Below are 18,728 nucleotides of genomic sequence, written 5' to 3'. Positions count from 1 at the left end.
CCAACCGCTCGGCACGCGTGATGGCAGCCTAGGGCTTCAAAATAGCGCCGCTGCGTCCCATCAGGCGCCCCAGCTGCTTGAAGCGACTGGTCACGCGATCCGCTGCCAGGTCCGCCGCCCGCTTGTCGAAGACCAGAATCAGCTTCCGGCCCTGATTGCGGAAATGCGTATGCGACAGCACGCTCCGCTGCGCCGCCGAGATCATGAAAGCGACGCGGAACGCCGCGCCGATTAGCCGAGCCCGATCGACCATCGCGGGTGGAACCAGCGCGCGGACGACTTCCGGCGCCTCGTTCTCAGTATTCAATCCGGCGTAGCGATAGTAGATCGCGAGAGCGAGAAACGCCCTGCCCTCGTGCGTAACCGCGCCGAAATTTCCGTTGGTGATGAGATTGAGCGTCTGCTCGCCGCGGTAGTCCGGATGGGCGCGCCATCCGGCGTCGGACAGCCAGCACGCAGCGTGGCGTAACCGCTTTTCGTCATCGGTCTCGCGCAGACCTGCGACCCGGAACAGCTTGTCGGTCCACACGATCAGATCGTCGGCATGGCGTGGCGAACGCGAACGCAATGCGTTCAGCGTCTGTGCGGTGGCTATCAGCCCGTCCTTGTGCTGCTCCTTTTCCGGCAGCATCTCATAAAGCAATCCTTCGCGCACGCCGTAGGTCGAGAACACGATGGTCTTGGGCTTCGCCACGCGAATAATGTATTCAAGCACCAAAGCTGCGTAGGCCAGCAGCGGACGGCGCGCATCGGCCACCGTCTCGATATCGGCCAGCGTATTGCTGGCGGCGAGACGGCGCAGACGCTGTGCGAAATCGAGCGCATCGGCCGCCGGAATGGAATAGCCGTGCATCACCCGCAGCGGATAGCCGCTCTGGATGATGTGAATGCGCGCCAGCGCGCGCCACGTCCCGCCCACCGCGTAGAAGGTTCGTCCCCGGCCCGCTTTGAGCGCAGGCAGCGCGGTTAGCGCGGTCGAGACGATCTTATCGGCCTTCTTCAAAGATTTCTGCGAGGCATCCTGCAATGCAAGGCCGCCGAGCGGCAGCGTCACACCACGGCTGATGCGATGGCCGCGCACATCGATCAGTTCGAGCGAACCGCCGCCGAGATCGCCGACGATGCCGTTCGGCTTGTAGACACCCGACGCTACACCGAGCGCGGACAATTTCGCCTCGCGCGCGCCGGAAAGAATTTCGATAGAGCAGCCGCAGATACGTTCCGCCCTGGCGATGAAGTCCGGGCCGTTGGTCGCGTCGCGGCAGGCGGCCGTCGCGATCGCGTGGACCTCGCCGACTTTCATGATCTTGCACAGCGCCTTGAAGCGCTTCAGCGACGCCAGCGCCTTTTCGACAGCATCCGCGGCGAGCAGTCCGGTCGACTGAACCTCACGGCCAAGACCGCACAGCGTCTTCTCGTTGAACACCGGCGCGAGATTGCGCGTCTTGTCCTCATAGACCACAAGCCGGACCGAGTTCGACCCGATATCGATAACGGCAATACTCTTGGAAGGCTTGCGAGCAGCGCGGCGCTGATCGTGCACGAATGCAGGGGCCACGGATTCCTTCTTCCCGCCGCTAACGCTCCGAACGGCGCGTAAGACGGCGTGGCGAAGATTCTTTAAGTGACTTTCCACGGCCTGACAGACTCGGATTCGTCATGAAGTAGTTGTGCACGTTGAAAGGCTCCTCGCCCTTCGCGGCCTTCATACGCGTTGACGACCCATCCGGCAACAATTGCCAGCTCTGCTCATTATCTTTCAGGTTCGCGACCATGATTTGCTCAAGAACCTGCTGATGCACCGTCGGATTCTGCAATGGACACAGGACCTCGACACGGCGGTCGAGATTGCGCGGCATCATATCGGCGGAGGAGATATACACAGCCGACTTCGCACTCGGCAAACCGTGGCCCATACCGAAGCAGTAAATTCGTCCGTGTTCCAGGAACCGGCCGATGATCGACTTGACCCGGATGTTCTCCGACAATCCCGGCACCCCGGGGCGCAGGCAACATATTCCGCGAATCACCAGATCGATGGAGACGCCAGCCTGCGAAGCATCATAGAGCGCGTCGATGATTTCGGGATCGACCAGCGAATTCATCTTCAGCCAGATCGCGGCCGGCTTGCCGTGACGCGCGTAGTTGCTTTCGCCGTGGATATGCTCAAGCATCCGCTTGCGCAGCGTCAGCGGCGACACAGCCATCTTCTCGATGTCATGCGGCTCGGCATATCCCGTGATGTAGTTGAACACGCGCGCAGCATCGCGTGCGATCACCGGATCCGAGGTGAAATATGACAGGTCGGTGTAAATGCGTGCGGTCACAGGATGGTAGTTGCCCGTGCCGGCATGAACGTAGGTCGTCAGCCCCGCGCCTTCGCGGCGAACCACCAGCGACAGCTTGGCGTGGGTCTTCAGTTCGAGGAATCCGTAGACCACCTGCACGCCGGCGCGTTCCAGATCGCGCGCCCAGCGGATATTCGCCTCTTCGTCGAAGCGCGCCTTGAGTTCGACCAGCGCCGTCACCGACTTGCCAGCCTCGGCCGCCTCGGCGAGCGTGCGCACGATCGGTGAATCGCGCGAAGTGCGATACAGCGTCTGCTTGATGGCGACGACATCGGGATCGCGAGCGGCCTGCTGCAGGAATTGCACGACGACGTCGAACGACTCATACGGATGATGGACGATAAGATCCTTCTGCCGGATCGCCGCGAAAATGTCGCCGCCATGATCGCGGACCCGCTCGGGATGGCGCGGCACGTAGGGCGTGAATTCGAGATCGGGCCGATCGAGCCGCGTCAGTTGCGACAGCTCGTTCATGGCCAGCACGCCGTCGACCAGCAGCACGTCATCATCCGGGGTCGACAGCGCGCGCTGCACGAAGGCGCGGAGGTCGTCCGGCATGGTGGCTTCGATTTCGAGACGGATCACCGAACCACGACGGCGGCGTTTCAATGCCGACTCGAACAGGCGAACGAGATCCTCAGCCTCTTCCTCGATTTCCAGTTCGGAGTCGCGGATGATGCGGAATGCGCCCCGTCCCTTGACGGTGTAGCCGGGGAACAGTTTGCCGATAAACAGGCCGGTGGCTTGTTCCAGCGTGATAAGGCGCACCGAGCCATCCTTGCCCGCAGGCAAACGGATAAAGCGGTCGATCTTGCCCGGCATGCGGATCAACGCGTTCATCGCCTTGCCGTCGGACTCGCGCGCCAGATGCAGCGCGATGGTAAAGCCGAGGCTGGGAATGAACGGAAACGGATGCGCCGGATCGATCGCCAGTGGCGTCAGCAACGGGAAAATGTTGTGAAGGAAATGGTCTTCGATCCACGCCGCCTCAGCCTTGGTCACATCCTTGCCGTCGGCCAGCACGATGCCGACATCCGACAGGATGTGCCGCAGGTCACGCCAGATTGCCTGCTGGTCGCTGGCAAGTTTGGAGACCGTCTCGTTGATCTGGACGAGTTGTTCGGCCGGCGTCGAGCCATCCGGACTGCGCTCGGTGATACCTTCGCGGACCTGGGCCTTCAGGCCCGCGACGCGGACCATGAAGAACTCATCAAGGTTATTGGCTGAAATAGACAGGAACCGGACCCGCTCCAGTGCCGGATGGTTGGGATTGACGGCCTCTTCCAGCACCCGGCGATTGAAATGGAGCCACGACAGTTCGCGGTTGATAAAACGCTCGGGGCTCGAACGGATCGACGGGTCGCCTGCGGCCTCGATATTTTCTTCTTTTTTTGCAGTGACTTGCGCGGAATCCATGAAGCGAGACCTTATTTGCGTCAACAACCCGTAATGTGGACGGTTTGCACGGAGACAATGTGCCAGTGTCATGACGGTTCAATGACATGATGAGCCAGGACCGGTTAAGGACCAAGCCTATGCGCTGTCAGGCCGCAGCCTTACAGATCCCGAACGAGCGACGGGAATCTCTTGCCTCAAGCCGACGCCCTGTTCCTTGCGGCTTCTGTGTCCCGGACCGGCGGCAGGCCAAATGTCCGTCGATACTCTCGCGTAAATTGCGGCACACTCTCATAACCTACTGTAAATGCAGCGCTGCTTGCAGAAATGCCTTCCGACATCATCAGCCGGCGCGCCTCAATGAGACGCAACTGCTTTTGGAACTGCAACGGCGAGAGCGAGGTGACGCTGCGAAAATGCTGATGGAATGATGACAGACTCATTCCCGCCACGGCGGCAAGCCGTTCGACTGGCAACGGTCGTGCGAACTCGGTCCGCAGCACCGCCACCGCACGGGCCACCCTTTGAAGGTGGCCATCCGGCCAGCCTAGGCGGCGTATTGCCGATCCGTGCCGCCCCGCGAGCAGCCAGTAATGCATTTCTCGCACAAGCTGAGCCTGCAGCACCGGAATCGATGACGGTCGATCAAGCAGCCGCATCAACCGCAACGCGGCATCGGCGACCTCGCCATCGGTCGGTTCGACCCGCACGGGCACATCGTCGGCTGCCGGAGCCACTGCACCCGCCTGCATCGCAAGCTCCGCGATCGTTGCGGGATCGAGTTCCAGCACGAAAGAGTAATACGGCGCGGCAACGCTCGCGCGCGTAATCTGACTGACCGTCGGCACATCTGCGGTGATCAGCAATGAATCGCCTGCGCCGAATGTGAAGGTATGTGCTCCCATCGTGACTTGCTTGGATCCCTGCACCACAAGAGCGACAAGCGGTCGAGGGATCGCGTAGTCGAGTTCCGAAGGTGTCATCGCGCGCACGGTTGTCAGCCCCGAAATCGGGGTTCGCGCGATACCGCTACCGTCAGCATGCGCTTCGGAATAACGGCGAACGGCGGAAAGCAGCGTGGTCATGAGGCGAGCCTACTCCGTCCCCGCCGAACGCGCACGTCATTTGGAGAATTAGGCAAGTAACGGCGAGATTCCGGCAACCGCGCCTGTCCTCCCGGCTGCATATCGGGGTGGTCAACTCAGGAGACGGACATGACCAAGATCACCCTTATTACCGGTGCCAGCCGCGGCCTCGGCCGCAATACCGCACTCAATGTCGCCCGCCATGGAGGCGATGTCGTTCTTACCTATCAGAGCCGCAGCGCGGACGCACAGGCCGCTGTAGCCGAGATTCAGGCAATGGGCAGGAAGGCCGTCGCGCTTCAACTCGACACCGGCGATATCGCCGCTTTTGCGCCGTTCGCCGAACGACTGCGAGCCACGCTGCGAGAGACCTGGCAGCGTGAGACGTTCGATCATCTCGTGAACAACGCCGGTCACGGCGACTACGCCCTGATCGGTCAAACCACCGAGGCCCAGTTCGACGGACTGGTCAACGTTCACTTCAAGGGCGTTTACTTCCTGACCCAGACGCTGCTGCCGCTGATCGCAGACGGCGGGCGTATCGTGAACCTGTCCTCGGGCCTCACCCGGACGTCGTTTCCCGGATATGGCGCTTATGCGGCGGTAAAGGGCGCGGTCGAAGTGCTGACCCGTTACATGGCCAAGGAACTGGGCGGGCGCGGGATCACCGTCAATACCGTGGCGCCCGGCGCGATCGAAACCGATTTCGGCGGCGGCACCGTGCGTGACAACCCGGAGATCAACAAGATCTTTGCAAATATGACAGCCCTTGGCAGGGTCGGCCTTCCCGACGACATCGGCCTCATGATCGCGAGCCTGCTGTCCGCCGACAATCGATGGGTCAACGCACAGCGGATCGAGGTGTCCGGCGGTCAGGGCATATGATCAGGCCGCAGAATCCCTGAGCACTTCCGCCGCCAGCGCACGAGTCACCGGCCGGCGCTGGCGCAGCGCCTCCGCATCGAGCAGTTCCACCGCCTGCCGCGCCGCCGCGAACGAGCGCTCGATGCGGGTGGCGAGATAGCTGACGATGCTTTCGTCCATGGTCATCTGCCGGTCGGCGCAGAACTTGACGATCAGCGCACGAAACAACTGGTCGTCCGGCGGCGTCAGCGTCACCACCGGCAGCGCGCGCAGCCGCGAGCGCAGGTCGCGCAACTCCACCGCAAAGACCGAGGGCGGAGTCCGTCCCGTCATCAGGACAAAGGCTTCATCCTCACGCGCGAGGTTCATCAGGTGAAACAGCGCGCGCTCGTCGAACCCACCCGGATTAAGATCGTCCACCACCAATGCGCCAGTGGCCAGTTCACCGGGCACGTTGACCGCAGTGAGCGTATGCGCCGCCACCGACCGCGCGCCCGCTTCCGTTGCCCAAATCGATGCGAGATGACTTTTGCCGCTGCCTTCAGGACCGACCAGCATCATGACGCGGTTCGGCCAGTCCGGCCACGCGTCGATCAGGGCCAGCGCCTGCGCGTTGGCGGCGCCTTCCAGAAAATTGTCGCGGGTGAGGCTTTCCGCATGCGGCAGCGCAAGGGCCAATTGACGGGGGCGGACGCGAGCTACCACGCAAAACTCCTGCCGGAGTGCCCGGCCTACGCAACATGCAACTATAAAATCATATCACGGAATCGGCGCAGTCGCGCTCATGTGCCGTGCCCAATCCACGAGATAGAAGGACACCGAAAGCAGCGTCAAGACCGTGACGAATCCCGCCAGAATGATCTCGTAGGGCGACGCATTGAACTGGAAACCGAGCGAAGCCAGCACCAGCGCCGCAAAGGCCACCTGCGCCACGGTGTTGAGCTTGGACACCATCAGCGGCTTCATCGGAACCGGATTATCGAGTATCCATGAAATAATCACGGCACCGACGATCATGAAATCGCGCGACACCACCAGGATCACCAGCCAGCGCGGAATGTCGCCCGAAATGCCGAGCGTGACATAGATCGAGACCAGCAATGCCTTGTCGGCGACCGGATCAAGCAGCGCTCCAATCTCGGTGGTCATGTTGAAGCGCTTGGCAAGAAAGCCATCGATGGCGTCGCTGACCCCCGCCACCACGAAGATGACGAAGGCGATGGTCATCTGGTTCGACGCAATCGCCCAGACGATGACCGGCACCAGCAGGATGCGGCCCAAGGTAATGATGTTCGGCAGATTCACGCGATTGTTCCCGGCTGCTTTGTTTTAGCGACCCAACTCGGCCTTGCATAGGATTCGCCCTCGGACCATCGGCCGCATTCCACATAGCTATGCACAGCCGCCCTTCCGGCCATTGCGCCAGCGCAAAATCCGACGTAACCACCGGCTTATTCTCGGAAACTTGGCATGACCGATCAGAAATCCGGCCTGACCTATTCATCCGCCGGCGTCGATATCGACGCCGGAAACCGGCTGGTGGACCTCATCAAGCCGCTGGTCCGCGCCACGGCTCGGGCGGGCGCTGACGCCGAAATCGGCGGATTCGGCGGGCTGTTCGACCTCAAGGCGGCAGGCTTCAAGGACCCGATCCTGGTCGCCGCTACCGACGGCGTCGGCACCAAGGTCAAGATCGCCATCGAAACCGGGCTACACGGCGGCATCGGCATCGATCTGGTGGCGATGTCGGTCAACGACCTCGTGGTTCAGGGTGCGGAGCCGCTGTTCTTTCTGGACTATTTCGCCTGCGGCAAGCTCGACCCCGAAGCCACCGCCTCGATCGTGGCGGGCGTCGCTGAAGGCTGCCGCGAATCCGGCTGCGCGCTGATCGGCGGCGAGACCGCCGAGATGCCGGGCCTCTACAAGGACGGCGACTACGATCTCGCAGGTTTCGCGGTCGGCGCGGCCGAGCGCGGCACGCTGCTGCCGCACAAGGACATCGGACCCGGCGACGCCGTGGTCGGCCTCGCCTCCTCCGGCGTTCACTCCAACGGCTTCTCGCTGGTGCGCAAGGTGGTGGAAAAATCCGGCGTCGCGTTCGATGCACCGGCCCCTTTCGCGCCCGTGATGACGCTCGGCGGCGCGCTGCTTACGCCCACGAAGCTCTATGTGAAGTCGTGCCTCGCGGCGATCCGCCAGACCGGCGCGGTCAAGGGTCTCGCGCATATCACCGGCGGCGGCTTCACCGATAACATTCCGCGCGTGCTGCCGAAACATCTCGGCGTCCGCATCGATCTTGCCGCCGTGCCCGTGCTGCCGGTGTTCAAGTGGCTGGCGGCGGAAGGCAATATCGCCGAACTCGAACTGCTGCGCACCTTCAACTGCGGGATCGGCATGGTCGCCATTGTCAGGCGCGAGCAGCTTGTCGAGGTCATGGAGATTTTCGCGGAAGCCGGCGAGCGTGTGGTCGATCTCGGCGAAGTCGTCGAGGCGTCCGGCGACGAGCGCGTGATCTACGGCGGCCACCTCAATCTGGCGGACTGAGATGGCCGGGAATCTGGAAAAGCGCCGCGTCGCCATTCTGATTTCCGGGCGCGGCTCGAATATGACCGCGCTGATCGAAGCGGCGAAGGCCGAAGATTTTCCCGCCGGGATTGTTCTGGTAATCTCCAACATCGCAGGCGCCGGTGGTCTGACGAAGGCCGCCGAATCCGGCATCGAAACCGCAACCATCGAAAGCAAGCCGTTCGGCAAGGATCGCGAAGCGTTCGAACGCAAGCTGCACGAGACACTTGTCGCTCACAACATCGAGTTGGTTTGCCTCGCCGGCTTCCTGCGCCTGCTGACGCCATGGTTCGTCACGCGTTGGGATGGCCGGATGCTTAACATCCACCCCGCCCTGCTGCCGTCCTATCGCGGGCTGCATACCCACGAGCGGGCACTGGCGGACGGCGTCAAGATTCACGGTGCGACAGTTCATTTTGTGGTGCCGGAAATGGATTCCGGCCCGATCATCATGCAAGGCGCAGTCGCGGTACTTGATGGCGACACGCCGGAAACACTGGCCGCGCGCGTGCTCGGCGTCGAGCACCGGATTTATCCCGATGCGTTGCGGCTCGTCGCTGGCGGCGGCACGCGGATTGAAAATGGCCAGTGCAAGACCGAAGCGAGCGGCAGTCCCGACGACACGCTGATCTCGCCTGCGATCATCTGAACTTCGCACGCCGGATCGGACGCCCGCCGTGCGTTGCCGATTGCTCACACCACTGGAACAGTCCCGCCATCGATGGTGTATTCCGCGCCGTGGATCGAGGCTGCACGGTCAGACGCTAGAAAGGCCACCAGTTCCGCCACCTCTTCGGGCCATGCAGGCCTGCCGATGGGGATGCCGCCCAGAGCGTCCAGCACACTCTGGCGCGCAGCCGTTTCGTCGAGGCCGCCCGACTGCGCGATGCGCTTGACCATCGCCTGGGCGGCGCTGGTGTTGATCCAGCCTGGCGACACCGAGGTCACGCGCACACCTTTGGGACCGACCTCCTTCGACAGCGCCTTGGAATAGGTCGATAGCGCGGCCTTGGCTGCTGCATAGGCCGTGGTCGATTCATACAGGGGCAATCGCCGCTGGATGCTGGAAATATGAATCACCACACCTGTCCCGCGTTCGATCATCGCGGGCAGCAGCGCGCGGTCCAGACGCACTGCCGGCATCAAATTGAGATTGAATTCGCCTTGCCACATCGCATCACTGATGGCGGCAAAGCCGCCGCCTGGCGTTTTCGATCCGCCAAGCGTGTGAACGATGATGTCGATCGCAGCGACCTTGCGGTCGAGCGCATCCGTCAGGTTGTCAACGCCTTCGCGCGTACTCAGGTCTGCAGCGACGAACAGCGCCGGCAGATCGCCCGCAGGTTTGGAGCGTGCCGACGTCACCACAGTTGCACCCGCCGCCGCGAAGCGGCGAACAATCGCTTCGCCCGCACCCATGGTCCCGCCGGTTACGAGAATGGTCTTGCCGGCAAACTCGTCCGGATCGATCTTGAAAACCGGCCCAGTCATAGGCCGATCTCCCGCGAACGAATGCCGTCTCCGGCAACATTGACGAAATAAGTGATTTTCAGTGGACCGACGATGAAACGGGTACCCACAATCCCGGGAAGGGAAACAGTCATTCCATCCAAATCCTTGATCGATTGCGATCAGGCGAAGCTGGCCCTAAGCTGCATAAATGACAAGAACAGACAAAAAAGTTCGGTACATACCTAAAAGTAACCCAGATCATACACCGGCGACGGCAGCCGAAGGTGTCGAGGCTGCTTTCCAGATGCTGGAAGGCAAATGGAAGATGTTGATCCTCTTCCATTTGTTCGGCAGTTCGGTGCTGCGATTTTCGGAGCTGGAGCGCGCCATCCCGGCGGTGTCGCAAAAAATGCTGATCCAGCAATTGCGTCAGCTCGAAGCCGACGGCATCGTCGAACGCTTCGCCTATCCCGAAGTCCCGCCGAAGGTGGAGTATCGTCTCACTGCATGGGGCCAGGCGCTTTGTCCAGCCCTTGATGCCATACTGGCGTGGGCTGAACAAAAGAACTAGGCGGACCGTTGGAGTGACTACTTCGCCGACGACGCCGACTTCGCAGCGGGCGTGACGCGCCACACCGTGTTGCCGACGTCGTCCGCCACCAGCAGCGCGCCCTGATTGTCGACCTTGACGCCGACCGGGCGGCCCCGCGCCTCGCCCTTGTCGTTGAGGAAGCCGGTGAGAATGTCCTGCGGCGGGCCGGACGGCATGCCGTCCTTGAACGGCACGAAGATCACCTTGTAACCGCTGCGCGGATTCCTGTTCCACGAGCCGTGCTGGCCGACGAACGCGCCGCCCTGATACGAGGCCGGAAACAAATCGCCCTGATAGAACGTCAGCCCGAGCGACGCCGTATGTGGGCCGAGCGCATAATCCGGCACGATCGCTTTGGCGACCAGATCGGGCCGCTGCGGCTGCACCCGGACATCGACATGCTGGCCATAGTAGCTGTAGGGCCAGCCGTAGAAGCCACCGTCTTTAACGGAGGTCATGTAGTCCGGAACGAGATCGCTGCCGATCTCGTCGCGCTCATTGACCGCGACCCACAGCGCCCCGCTCTGCGGCTGCCACGAAGGCCCGTTCGGATTGCGCAGGCCGGATGCGAACACCCGCGACGAACCCGTCACGATGTCGATCTCAAGAATTCCCGCGCGATCTTTTTCGGCTTCCATGCCGTTCTCCCCGACATTGCTGTTGGAGCCGACCGTTGCATACAGTTTGGTGCCGTCCGGACTTGCGACGAGATCTTTGGTCCAGTGATGGTTGATGCGGCCGCCCGGCAGATCGGCGACCTTGATGCCGGGCGTCGTGATCTTGGTGTCGCCGTCGCGGTAGGTGAACTTCATGATCGCATCGCTGTTGGCGACATAGAAATCATGTCCCACCAGCGCCATGCCGAACGGCGAGTTCAAGCCTTCCAGAAAAATTGAACGCGTTTCGGCCTTGCCGTCGTTATCGGCGTCGCGCAGGAGCGTGATGCGGTTAGCGCTCGGCGTTGACGCACCGGCGCGGCCCATGACCTTCTTCTGAACCCATGCCTTGATGCCTTTGCCGTCGTCCGGCTTTGGCGGTGCGTTGGTCTCCGCGACCAGAATGTCGCTGTTAGGAAGCACAAACAGCGTGCGCGGATGGTCCAGTCCGGATGCCAGCGCGGCAACGGAGAAGCCTTCCGCGGCCGTGGGTTTTTCGCCCGTCGGCCAACGGTTAGCGGGAGCGATATTAAGCGTGGGGATCCACGAGCTTTTCGGCTCCGGGAGCGTCGGCTGCGGGCCATAGCCCTGCTCGATGGGGACGTCTGCTTTTTCGTTGCAGGCGGCAAGGGTCAGGGCAAGCGCTGAAAGCAGAAGAATATTCCGGCTGGTGCTGTGCATGGTCGGTCCTCGATGTCCGCCAGCAACGCACGGGCTCGCCCAATGTTCATACGATCCGCCGCAATCACGCAGAATTCAGCCCATTGCGTCGTCGCCCCGAAAAACAAAAACCCCCGGCTTTTTGCCGGGGGAGCATCAGATCCCGAGTCAACGAAATCACGAAACCTTCAGGTTTTCCGCCGATGACTTGCCGCGATTTTCCACAAGGTCGTACTCGACGGTCTGGTTTTCGTTCAGCGTCGAGAGTCCGGCGCGCTCAACCGCCGAGATGTGAACGAACACGTCCTTGTCGCCGACCGCCGGCTTGATGAATCCATAACCCTTGGTCGGGTTGAACCACTTGACCGTACCTTTTGCCAACGTCTGCCTCCTCGTCCAAATATAAAAAAGACGCGGTCACGCTTCACGCGTGCCACGCCGTTAGCGGGCTTCACCAGTTTTGCAGGATTTATCGTCTTCCAAACGCACAGCCGAACGGCCCAAATCCGATTGCGGCCTTAATCCCAACACGAAAATTTCAGCTTAGCAAGTGGGCAGCAAGCACGCGGCGTGTGGCAAGCGGATCACACGACGCGCGAATGGCCCACGCGCCAAATCGTGAAACATTGACGCACCCCTTGGATTCAGGGCACATCAGGAGCGCAATTGCAGCAAATTCCTTTTGAGTTCCGTTTCTTATGAAAATTCCGCGAGCGAGTCTGAGCCGGAAGAAGCTGGTGTTCGCCGCCGGGTTTGCGGCCGTCGGCATTTGCGGAATCTCGACTGCCGACGCGCAATTCGTCCCGCCGGTTTTTCCAGGCCCGGCCGACAACAACAGCCAGTTCGCCGCCCACGCCGCCCAGTTCGATATCGGCAGCAACTTCCTGCAGCGCCTCGGCCGCGAAGCGGTCTATGGCTTCGCCGCGCGCGACAATTCCGGCGGCGGCGGCGCGTCGCAGACGACCGCCCAGCCGCTGTACCGGACGTGGGCCGAAGGTTACGGCACGAGCGCGCACACCGCGGCTCAGGGAACCTTCGTCGGCGACCGTCGCAAGGCACTCGGCATTGTCGGCGGCATTGGAGCCACCATCGCGCCGGGCCTGAATATCGGTTTTTCCGCTGACGAGAGCCGCACCCAGATCGACGTTCCGCTGGCCCTGCAAAGTGCAACGCTAGGAATGACCCAGATCGGAGTTAATGCGTCCTACGTCACTGGACCATGGGCGGTGGCGGTGGCCGCGGTTCACGGCTTCGCCCGCATCAGTTCGCTGCGCGCGACAGCACTCGGCAGCGCCTATGCCAACTATCGCGGCAGCATCGACGGCGTGCTCGGCGAAGTCAGCTACGCCTATACATTCGGCCAGAGCCGGATCGTCCCTAAGGTGGCGCTCGAATACGTCTCGGCGCGCACGGACAGTTTCGCGGAAGCCGGCGGCTTCCGCCCGGTGTCCGTCGCCGACGCCCGTGGCGAGCGCGCCCGCGTGCTGGCCGGGGCCGAGGTTGGGCACTACTGGATCATCGGCCAGCAGGCGATCGACGTGTCGGCTTACGGAAAATTCGTCGACAATTTCTCGCAGAATATCGGCGACGTTCAGGTCAGCCTGGGTAACAACGCGATCAACGTGCAAGGCATTCGCGAAAGCCGCAACGGCGCGGATGCCGGCGCTGCAGCGTCTTATATCTACAGCAACACGGTGCGGTTCTACGCCAACTACGATGGCAAGTTCCGCGACGGCTTTGAGTCCCATCAGGGAACGTTAGGTGTCGAGTTGAAGTGGTGAATCGCTCGTCGACCCGGCGAAGGCCGGGACGAGTTCACATCCCAGATTTCGTTTCTATAGTTACGCCGCGACGTGCGCTTCGTGTTGTTCGCGCAGGGCGCGCTTGCGCCAGATCGAGCCCACCACCAGCACCACGACCACACCCAGCACCGCCAGCGTGATCTCGCCGATCTCGCCGCCGAACCGCAAATGTCGGGCGAAGCCGAACAGCGTCGACGTGGTATCGAGATCAAGCGCGATATGGCCGTCGAGCACGCGATGCAGCCACGGCACCACGGCGGGATCGGTGGCGATCACCTCGCCTGCGATCCAGCCGAGCAGCGCGGCGCCAAGCCAGATCAGGGCCGGCAGGCGATCGAGCAGCGCCATGATGAGCGCGGCACCCGCCACGATCATCGGAATGCTGATGGCGAGACCGAGCATCATCAGTACGAGGCTGCCGTTGGCGGCGGCAGCGACCGCGATGACGTTGTCGAGGCTCATGATGATGTCAGCGATGGCGACGATGCGCACCGCCGCCCACAGGTGGGCCGCAGCCTGCACGCCGTCCTCGTCTTCCTTCTCGGGAACCAGCAGCTTCGCCGCGATGATCAGCAGCGCGAGACCGCCGACCAGCTTCAGATACGGCAGCGCCATGAGAGACGCGACGATGCCGGTGAAGATGACACGGAGCAGGACAGCAACGCCCGCGCCAAGCACCATGCCCCACACACGCTGCTTGGGCTGCAAGCCGCGGCAGGCCAGCGCGATCACGAGCGCGTTGTCGCCGGATAACAGGACGTTGATCCAGATAATCTTGGTGAGAGCGACCCAGAATTGCGGGTGCTGAATCTCGTTCTCAAGCTGAACGAACCAGGCGCTGATGTGCGCCGGATCGAAAATCTGAATCAACCAATCCACGTTAAAGGCCCCCCGACCTGTTGTTATCGGCCATTATTTTTCCAATAATTTTCAGCCGACGATTTCATTCCCCGAGAAGAACTGCGCGATCTCGATCGCCGCCGTCTCGGCCGCGTCCGAACCATGCACCGAATTTTCGCCGATCGACCTGGCGTGCGCCTTGCGGATCGTGCCTTCAGCAGCCTTCGACGGATCGGTCGCACCCATCGCGTCGCGATACTTCAGGATGGCGCCCTCGCCTTCGAGAACCTGAACCACCACAGGTCCCGAGATCATGAAGTCGACCAGCTCGCCGAAGAACGGACGCGCCTTGTGAACGGCGTAGAATGTTTCGGCCTGCGCGCGAGTCATCAGGATGCGCTTCTGCGCGACGATGCGCAGTCCAGCTTTCTCGATAATGGCGTTCACGGCGCCGGTCAGATTGCGCGCGGTCGCGTCCGGCTTGATGATCGAAAAGGTGCGCTCAATCGCCATAGTACTTTGTCCTTGAAGCAGGTGTGTTGGGAAGGTTGCCGCGCTTATAACGGCGCGGGGATGCGTCGGCAAGCTGGTATACCAGCAGCCTTTGTCCGGCATGGACAGCACCCCGCCCCCGATACCTCTCCCGGAACCCGCCCGCAAGACTTACCGCGATTTCATCGAGATGAACCCCGTCTGACACGGCCATGCCGCTTCAGTTCAGGTTTCAAGGACTAGCGTTAGGGCAACTTTCAGCGGCGTCCGGCGTTTGCGCCCCATGCCTAAATCGAGGAGATCATCATGATGCGTAAACTCGTTCTTGCCTTTGCTGCGATCGCGGCTCTTGGCACCGCCGCCTTCACTCCATCAGACGCGTCAGCGCGGGAATGGCACAGCGTTCGTCCCATGTATGGCGGCGGCCATGGCTATCACGGTCACCGCCACTGGGGCGGCGGGCCGCGTTTCGGCTTCGCGCCTCGGTACTATGGCAGCTACGCCGGCTGCTATCAGCGCCGCCTGGTTCCGACTCCTTGGGGACCGCGCTGGCGGACGGTGAATCGCTGCTACTGATCCACGCGCCAAACTGACCGAAATACCAACCACCGGCCGTCACCAGCGGCCGGTCTTTTTTGTCGCAGGTGACATGGCGAACCGGTCCCATTCAGACGGCGACCGACATGTAGGGGCTCAACACCGGCGCTCTCACGCCGAACGCAAGGAGACTTGTCATGCTGCGCAAACTCGTTCTCGGACTGGCCGCCGTCGCCGCCTTGTCCATCACTGCCATGATGCCGACCGCTGCATCCGCCAAGGGCTGGAAGCATCATCACCATCATCACGGCTTCCACGGTCACTACTGGGGCGGCCCGAAATTCATCGTCAGCGGCGGCTACGGTGGCTGCTATGTGAAACGCCTCGTCCACACGCCCTACGGATTGCGCTATCGCGTCGTGAACGTCTGCTTCTGAGCAAGATCGTTCCGCCTCAAACCCCCGGCAGGAGTTCTGTTCGGGGGTTTTTCTCACCGGAGTTCCATGCTCCCGGTATTTAAATTTTTACCGATTTCACACCATGCCGATGAATCAACTGAACGAACCCGGCTCCACCGCATTGGTCTCGTGATATTGAATACAAGTTGAAGCGATTTGGAGTTTGGCCATGCCGACCCGTTTGAACGCTCCCGACGTCCATCTCGATCATATTCACAGCGAGGCCGTGTTGCAGGGCATCGGGGAAAGACTGCGCGACGCGCTGACCCGCGAGTCGCCCGAGATGTCACAACACCTGCGCACGCTTATCGCGCGTTTGCCGGAACTCGACCGCGAACGCGCACCGTCGATCGTGCCGGAGATGGTGGACGAAACACATTGAGTCCCGGATTCGCGCTCCGGTCTCGCGGAGATCGAAGCGCCAGCGCACGTCGCGCCAGCAAACGCATGGCCAGCCCGTCATAAACGATCTGACAAAGCTGTTGCGTTCGGCGGGCTGTTCCGTAAAAGCCCGCCATGCTCTCCATCAATGACATTTCGATCCGGATCGCCGGACGCCTTTTGATCGACCACAGCACGGTGCAAATCGTGCCCGGCGCTCGCGTCGGCTTCGTTGGTCGCAACGGCGTTGGTAAATCGACGCTGTTTCATGCGATTCGGGGCGAATTGCCGACGGAATCCGGCTCGATTGCCATTCCACCGCGCTGGCGTGTCGGCAGTCTGGCGCAGGAAGCGCCCGATGGCCCCGAGAGCCTGATCGAGGTGGTACTGAAGGCCGATCTCGAACGCGACGCTCTGCTGCGCGAAGCCGAGACGGCCAACGATCCGCACCGCATTGCCGATATCCAGACCCGGCTCGTCGACATCGACGCGCACTCTGCCCCTGCCCGCGCCGCCGCCATTCTGTCGGGTCTCGGATTTTCCACCGCAGATCAGGCGCGGTCCTGTTCGGAATTCTCCGGCGGCTGGCGCATGCGCGTCGCGCTGGCAGCGACGCTGTTCGCGGCACCCGACCTGCTGCTGCTGGACGAACCGACCAACTATCTCGATCTTGAAGGCACGCTCTGGCTCGAGGACCATCTCGCGAACTATCCGCGGACGGTGATCGTCATCAGCCACGATCGCGACCTGCTCGACACATCGGTCGACCAAATCCTGCATCTCGATCGCGGCAAGCTGACGCTCTACAAGGGTACCTACTCCTCCTTCGAAGAGCAGCGCGCCACCCGCGAGATGCTCGACGCCAAGCACGCCCGCAAGCAGATGGACGAGCGCAAGCGATTGCAGGCCTTCGTCGATCGCTTCAAGGCCAAGGCCTCAAAAGCAAAACAGGCGCAGTCGCGCGTCAAGATGCTGGAGCGCATGAAGCCGGTCACGGCACTCGTCACGCAGGACGTGCGCGAGATCACGTTTCCCGTGCCGGACAAACTTCTGTCGCCGCCGATCATTGCAGTCGATGACGTATCCGTTGGCTACGATCCCGCAAAACCGGTGCTCAATCATGTCACTCTGCGTATCGACAACGACGACCGCATCGCCCTGCTCGGCTCCAACGGTAACGGCAAATCGACACTGGTGAAACTGCTGGCAGGCAAGCTGGCACCGTTTTCCGGCAAGGTGGTGCGTGCGGATAAACTGTCGGTTGGTTATTTCGCGCAGCATCAGACCGACGAACTCGATCTCGAAGGCTCGGCTTACGACCATCTGCGCCGGCTGATGCCGCAGGAGACCGAAACCAGGGTTCGCGCCCGCACCGGCGCGATCGGGTTTTCGGGAAAGGCCGGTGACACCAAAGTCAGCTCACTGTCCGGCGGCGAGAAAGCGCGGCTGCTGCTCGGGCTCGCGACGTTCTACGGTCCGAACATGATCATCCTAGACGAACCGACCAACCATCTGGATATCGACAGCCGTGCCGCGCTGGCGGAAGCCATCAATGACTATCCCGGCGCGATCATCATGGTCTCGCATGACCGCTACCTGATCGAGGCCTGCGCCGACCAGTTGTGGGTCGTGGCCGACCGTGCGGTGACACCTTACGACGGCGACCTCGACGACTATCGCCGCTCGGTGCTGACCGCCCGCGGCATGAGATCGTCCGCCCGCGATCGCAACGAACGCGCGGGCCCGCGCGAAAAAACCCAGCGGCCGAAGAGCGAAAAACGCGTTCCGCTCAAGCAGCAGATCGCAAGCGCCGAAAACGAAATCGCGCGCATTACCGGAATCATCGAGAAAATCGATGCGGCGCTGGCGCTGCCGGATCTGTTCAAGCGCGATCCGAAGCAGGCGACGCAACTCACGAAAGCTCGTGCCAGCGCAGCAGATGCGCTACAACGGGCGGAGGATGAATGGCTGGCGGCAAGTTCGTCCTACGACGAAGCGACAGGATGAAGTCTTGAACGAAGAAGGGCTTAAGCGCGCTTCTTCTTTGCGCCGCGAACCGGCTTCGCCGGCTCCGGCACATCGACGCGCTCGATCGCCGTCAGACGTCCCGATGTGAACGTATAGGCACCGGGCCGCGGCCCGTGCGTCCAGGTAATCAGGGCAACACGGTCGCCGCGCGCATTGTTCGACAGGTTCACGTTGTCGGGCGCTATCGCAATCGCGCGCGCGACGTCGCATTCGGTGTGACCGAGCGCGACCGGCGCCACAGGCTGCACCGGCGGCTGTCCTTCCGACGACGCATTGGCGTCCGCCGGCGCACCAGGCGCCGGCATTCCCGGACATTGGCCGTCGGAGGATATGAGATCGTTCGGCGTGACTTCTTTGTTCTGGCTGAGCGGCGGCGTTTCAATGGAACTGTTGCCGGCCTTGAATATTCGGCCCGGCCGCGCAAACCACTCCTGGTCCTTCAGCGAAAAATCGGACAGCCCGCCGCAGCCAGCAACCATCGGCGCCACGATCGCAAGGGCCGCCAACTGTCGTGCAGGGATGCTTTTACGCAGGACGTTCAAATCTCTCACACCAACTTCAGCGCGCCACGCG

Annotated in this window: 20 protein-coding genes; 9 read left to right on the top strand and 11 right to left on the bottom strand. The window is 62.0% G+C overall.

What is annotated here, in order from left to right:
• Nucleotides 1-28: 28 nt before the first annotated feature.
• The 3 genes from ppx to LVY71_RS11430 form a co-directional block, all read right to left on the bottom strand.
• Nucleotides 29-1,558, bottom strand: coding sequence for an exopolyphosphatase (gene ppx, locus LVY71_RS11440; protein WP_235099878.1), 1,530 nt, complete (start codon nt 1,556-1,558; stop codon nt 29-31).
• A gap of 19 nt (nt 1,559-1,577) precedes the next feature.
• Nucleotides 1,578-3,764, bottom strand: coding sequence for an RNA degradosome polyphosphate kinase (locus LVY71_RS11435; RefSeq protein ID WP_235099877.1), 2,187 nt, complete (start codon nt 3,762-3,764; stop codon nt 1,578-1,580).
• 176 nt (nt 3,765-3,940) lie between these two features.
• A complete protein-coding gene (locus LVY71_RS11430) occupies nt 3,941-4,828 on the bottom strand; it encodes an AraC family transcriptional regulator (protein WP_235099876.1) in 888 nt (295 codons plus the stop codon).
• Between the two features lie 129 nt (nt 4,829-4,957).
• Here LVY71_RS11430 and LVY71_RS11425 point away from each other — a divergent pair, with 129 nt between their 5' ends.
• Nucleotides 4,958-5,713, top strand: a complete 756-nt coding sequence (locus LVY71_RS11425) for an SDR family oxidoreductase (protein ID WP_235099875.1) — start codon at nt 4,958-4,960, stop codon at nt 5,711-5,713.
• On the opposite strand, the gene LVY71_RS11420 is transcribed toward LVY71_RS11425, so the two are convergent.
• Both LVY71_RS11420 and LVY71_RS11415 read right to left on the bottom strand, forming a co-directional pair.
• Nucleotides 5,714-6,397, bottom strand: a complete 684-nt coding sequence (locus LVY71_RS11420) for a P-loop NTPase family protein (protein WP_235099874.1) — start codon at nt 6,395-6,397, stop codon at nt 5,714-5,716.
• A 54-nt stretch (nt 6,398-6,451) separates the two neighbouring features.
• Nucleotides 6,452-6,997 carry a CDP-alcohol phosphatidyltransferase family protein gene (locus tag LVY71_RS11415; RefSeq protein ID WP_235099873.1) on the bottom strand — a complete coding sequence of 182 codons (546 nt, stop codon included), beginning with the start codon at nt 6,995-6,997 and terminating at the stop codon, nt 6,452-6,454.
• Between the two features lie 165 nt (nt 6,998-7,162).
• Between LVY71_RS11415 and purM the strand changes: the two genes are divergently transcribed.
• Nucleotides 7,163-8,236: a phosphoribosylformylglycinamidine cyclo-ligase gene (purM, locus tag LVY71_RS11410; protein ID WP_235099872.1), complete on the top strand. Its 1,074-nt coding sequence runs from the start codon at nt 7,163-7,165 to the stop codon at nt 8,234-8,236.
• Between the two features lie 13 nt (nt 8,237-8,249).
• Nucleotides 8,250-8,906 carry a phosphoribosylglycinamide formyltransferase gene (purN, locus tag LVY71_RS11405; protein WP_235100090.1) on the top strand — a complete coding sequence of 219 codons (657 nt, stop codon included), beginning with the start codon at nt 8,250-8,252 and terminating at the stop codon, nt 8,904-8,906.
• Nucleotides 8,907-8,950: 44 nt separating this feature from the next.
• Here purN and LVY71_RS11400 read toward each other — a convergent pair whose 3' ends face one another.
• Complete coding sequence (locus LVY71_RS11400) at nt 8,951-9,748, bottom strand: SDR family oxidoreductase (protein WP_235099871.1); 798 nt, start codon at nt 9,746-9,748, stop codon at nt 8,951-8,953.
• A 169-nt stretch (nt 9,749-9,917) separates the two neighbouring features.
• Between LVY71_RS11400 and LVY71_RS11395 the strand changes: the two genes are divergently transcribed.
• On the top strand, nt 9,918-10,280 hold the full coding sequence (locus LVY71_RS11395; RefSeq protein WP_235099870.1) for a winged helix-turn-helix transcriptional regulator: 363 nt from the start codon (nt 9,918-9,920) through the stop codon (nt 10,278-10,280).
• 17 nt (nt 10,281-10,297) lie between these two features.
• Here LVY71_RS11395 and LVY71_RS11390 read toward each other — a convergent pair whose 3' ends face one another.
• Both LVY71_RS11390 and LVY71_RS11385 read right to left on the bottom strand, forming a co-directional pair.
• A complete protein-coding gene (locus LVY71_RS11390) occupies nt 10,298-11,638 on the bottom strand; it encodes a PQQ-dependent sugar dehydrogenase (protein ID WP_235099869.1) in 1,341 nt (446 codons plus the stop codon).
• A gap of 156 nt (nt 11,639-11,794) precedes the next feature.
• Entirely contained in the window at nt 11,795-11,998 is a 204-nt protein-coding gene (locus tag LVY71_RS11385) for a cold-shock protein (RefSeq protein WP_006020300.1), read from the bottom strand.
• A 317-nt stretch (nt 11,999-12,315) separates the two neighbouring features.
• On the opposite strand from LVY71_RS11385, the gene LVY71_RS11380 reads away from it, so the two are divergent.
• Nucleotides 12,316-13,398, top strand: a complete 1,083-nt coding sequence (locus LVY71_RS11380) for an autotransporter outer membrane beta-barrel domain-containing protein (RefSeq protein WP_235099868.1) — start codon at nt 12,316-12,318, stop codon at nt 13,396-13,398.
• A 60-nt stretch (nt 13,399-13,458) separates the two neighbouring features.
• On the opposite strand, the gene LVY71_RS11375 is transcribed toward LVY71_RS11380, so the two are convergent.
• Nucleotides 13,459-14,298: a TerC family protein gene (locus LVY71_RS11375; protein ID WP_235099867.1), complete on the bottom strand. Its 840-nt coding sequence runs from the start codon at nt 14,296-14,298 to the stop codon at nt 13,459-13,461.
• Nucleotides 14,299-14,349: 51 nt separating this feature from the next.
• Nucleotides 14,350-14,772, bottom strand: coding sequence for a nucleoside-diphosphate kinase (gene ndk / locus LVY71_RS11370; protein WP_235099866.1), 423 nt, complete (start codon nt 14,770-14,772; stop codon nt 14,350-14,352).
• Between the two features lie 285 nt (nt 14,773-15,057).
• On the opposite strand from ndk, the gene LVY71_RS11365 reads away from it, so the two are divergent.
• The 4 genes from LVY71_RS11365 to abc-f all read left to right on the top strand — a co-directional run bounded on the left by LVY71_RS11365 (nt 15,058) and on the right by abc-f (nt 18,134).
• Nucleotides 15,058-15,327: a sulfur globule protein precursor gene (locus LVY71_RS11365; protein ID WP_235099865.1), complete on the top strand. Its 270-nt coding sequence runs from the start codon at nt 15,058-15,060 to the stop codon at nt 15,325-15,327.
• A 158-nt stretch (nt 15,328-15,485) separates the two neighbouring features.
• A complete protein-coding gene (locus LVY71_RS11360; RefSeq protein WP_235099864.1) occupies nt 15,486-15,725 on the top strand; it encodes a hypothetical protein in 240 nt (79 codons plus the stop codon).
• A 190-nt stretch (nt 15,726-15,915) separates the two neighbouring features.
• Complete coding sequence (locus LVY71_RS11355) at nt 15,916-16,128, top strand: hypothetical protein (RefSeq protein WP_235099863.1); 213 nt, start codon at nt 15,916-15,918, stop codon at nt 16,126-16,128.
• 134 nt (nt 16,129-16,262) lie between these two features.
• The gene (gene abc-f, locus LVY71_RS11350) at nt 16,263-18,134 is read left to right on the top strand and encodes a ribosomal protection-like ABC-F family protein (RefSeq protein ID WP_235099862.1); all 1,872 of its coding nucleotides are present in this window, start codon (nt 16,263-16,265) and stop codon (nt 18,132-18,134) included.
• Nucleotides 18,135-18,154: 20 nt separating this feature from the next.
• Here abc-f and LVY71_RS11345 read toward each other — a convergent pair whose 3' ends face one another.
• Nucleotides 18,155-18,661 carry a hypothetical protein gene (locus LVY71_RS11345; protein ID WP_502797555.1) on the bottom strand — a complete coding sequence of 169 codons (507 nt, stop codon included), beginning with the start codon at nt 18,659-18,661 and terminating at the stop codon, nt 18,155-18,157.
• Nucleotides 18,662-18,728: the final 67 nt, after the last annotated feature.

This window comes from Bradyrhizobium sp. G127, from assembly GCF_021502575.1.
Taxonomy (GTDB): domain Bacteria; phylum Pseudomonadota; class Alphaproteobacteria; order Rhizobiales; family Xanthobacteraceae; genus Afipia.
This window is presented reverse-complemented; position numbering and strand designations above follow the sequence as displayed.

Coding starts and splice junctions, on each gene's coding strand:
- LVY71_RS11435 (WP_235099877.1), bottom strand. CDS start 3,764: ATGGATTCCGCGCAAGTCACTGCAAAAAAAGAAGAAAATATCGAGGCC.
- LVY71_RS11430 (WP_235099876.1), bottom strand. CDS start 4,828: ATGACCACGCTGCTTTCCGCCGTTCGCCGTTATTCCGAAGCGCATGCT.
- LVY71_RS11425 (WP_235099875.1), top strand. CDS start 4,958: ATGACCAAGATCACCCTTATTACCGGTGCCAGCCGCGGCCTCGGCCGC.
- purM (WP_235099872.1), top strand. CDS start 7,163: ATGACCGATCAGAAATCCGGCCTGACCTATTCATCCGCCGGCGTCGAT.
- LVY71_RS11400 (WP_235099871.1), bottom strand. CDS start 9,748: ATGACTGGGCCGGTTTTCAAGATCGATCCGGACGAGTTTGCCGGCAAG.
- LVY71_RS11395 (WP_235099870.1), top strand. CDS start 9,918: ATGACAAGAACAGACAAAAAAGTTCGGTACATACCTAAAAGTAACCCA.
- LVY71_RS11390 (WP_235099869.1), bottom strand. CDS start 11,638: ATGCACAGCACCAGCCGGAATATTCTTCTGCTTTCAGCGCTTGCCCTG.
- LVY71_RS11380 (WP_235099868.1), top strand. CDS start 12,316: ATGAAAATTCCGCGAGCGAGTCTGAGCCGGAAGAAGCTGGTGTTCGCC.
- ndk (WP_235099866.1), bottom strand. CDS start 14,772: ATGGCGATTGAGCGCACCTTTTCGATCATCAAGCCGGACGCGACCGCG.
- LVY71_RS11365 (WP_235099865.1), top strand. CDS start 15,058: ATGATGCGTAAACTCGTTCTTGCCTTTGCTGCGATCGCGGCTCTTGGC.
- LVY71_RS11360 (WP_235099864.1), top strand. CDS start 15,486: ATGCTGCGCAAACTCGTTCTCGGACTGGCCGCCGTCGCCGCCTTGTCC.
- LVY71_RS11355 (WP_235099863.1), top strand. CDS start 15,916: ATGCCGACCCGTTTGAACGCTCCCGACGTCCATCTCGATCATATTCAC.
- abc-f (WP_235099862.1), top strand. CDS start 16,263: ATGCTCTCCATCAATGACATTTCGATCCGGATCGCCGGACGCCTTTTG.